Genomic DNA, 1,136 nt, shown 5'->3' with positions numbered 1-1,136 from the left:
GAATGATTATTTAGAGGAGATCTTTTAATGGCTATCCCCGTTTTACCAAGAGTTTTGAAATATTTTAACATTTTTGTCGACGGTATTCCCTATCAAGCAAAATGTGAAAGCGTAACATTACCGAATTTGAACTTGGTTGTTGAAAGCTATCGTGGAGGAGGCATGGATAGCTCCATTGAGGTTGATCTTGGTCTTGAAACCCTCACGCTTAGCATGACCATTTCTGATTGCTCTCCAGAATTAATGACACTGTTGGGACGCACTGATGTCGACATTTCATTGCGCAGTTCAATGCAAGCACAAGGCACACCTGCAGAAGGTATTGTCATTACCATGAGAGGACTATGCAAAAGCTTTGAAATGGCAGAATGGCAACCGGGAAGCAAAGCAACATCCACAGCTACCTTCACATTGCAGTATTTCAAATATGTTCAAAAGGATGTTGAAATTGTTGAGATAGATGTCCTTAACTTGGTGAGAAAATTCAATGGTATCAATCAATTAGCAGACCATAGAGTAAATATAGGATTATAAAAATGACAGTACAAACAAGCATTACACATAAATTACTTGTACCGGTTACCTTTGAAGGAAAAGAACACACCGAAATCACCTTACATCGCCCCAAAACAAAAGATGTGCAAGCAATCGACAAAAAAGAAGGCATAGAGCAAACAATAGCTATGATCACACGCCTTTCTGAATGGCCGCATGAGGCTGTTGGTGAACTCGACATCAATGATTTGGCAAGCATTGGAGAGATTTTGGAGTCTTTTATCAAGCGGCGGGACACCTCGACTGGGAAACCGCCGCTAAACTCATAGCCGATATCGCCATTGTTTTTCATTGGTCTCTTCCGGACATGATGGAAATGGAACCGCAAGAGTTAATATTCTGGCGAAAACAAGCAGCAGAAAGGTATAAGACAAAATGAGTGAAAAAGTTGCTGATGCAAAGGTGAGATTGTCTCTTGAAGATCAGCTCACTGCACCTCTTAAACATCTTCAAAAAAAATTCGATACATTGTCAAAAACACTCTCACTGAGATTGAGTATTCCACGCTTTTCTGCTGCTGTCAAAAACATGACAAAAAGCCTTCATGGTGTTCAAAGTGCTCTTGGAGTGGCGGCAAGCCG

At 40.8% G+C, this 1,136-nt stretch carries 3 protein-coding genes and 1 pseudogene; all 4 read left to right on the top strand.

Annotation, left to right across the window (positions count from 1 at the left end; genetic code table 11):
• Positions 1-27 precede the first annotated feature (27 nt).
• Positions 28-534 carry a phage major tail tube protein gene (locus ACFIK6_RS09915; RefSeq protein ID WP_375642741.1) on the top strand — a complete coding sequence of 169 codons (507 nt, stop codon included), beginning with the start codon at positions 28-30 and terminating at the stop codon, positions 532-534.
• Between the two features lie 2 nt (positions 535-536).
• Positions 537-824 (top strand): phage tail assembly protein, encoded by a 288-nt coding sequence (locus ACFIK6_RS09910; RefSeq protein ID WP_375642742.1) that lies wholly within the window; start codon positions 537-539, stop codon positions 822-824.
• Positions 825-862: 38 nt separating this feature from the next.
• Entirely contained in the window at positions 863-934 is a 72-nt protein-coding gene (locus tag ACFIK6_RS09905; RefSeq protein WP_081485993.1) for a GpE family phage tail protein, read from the top strand.
• Positions 931-1,136 (top strand): annotated as a pseudogene (locus ACFIK6_RS09900) (phage tail protein); the annotation flags it as partial. The gene ACFIK6_RS09905 and the pseudogene ACFIK6_RS09900, both read left to right, overlap by 4 nt.

It is taken from the genome of Bartonella sp. AS69XJJH (assembly GCF_042195585.1).
Lineage (GTDB): Bacteria > Pseudomonadota > Alphaproteobacteria > Rhizobiales > Rhizobiaceae > Bartonella.
This window is presented reverse-complemented; position numbering and strand designations above follow the sequence as displayed.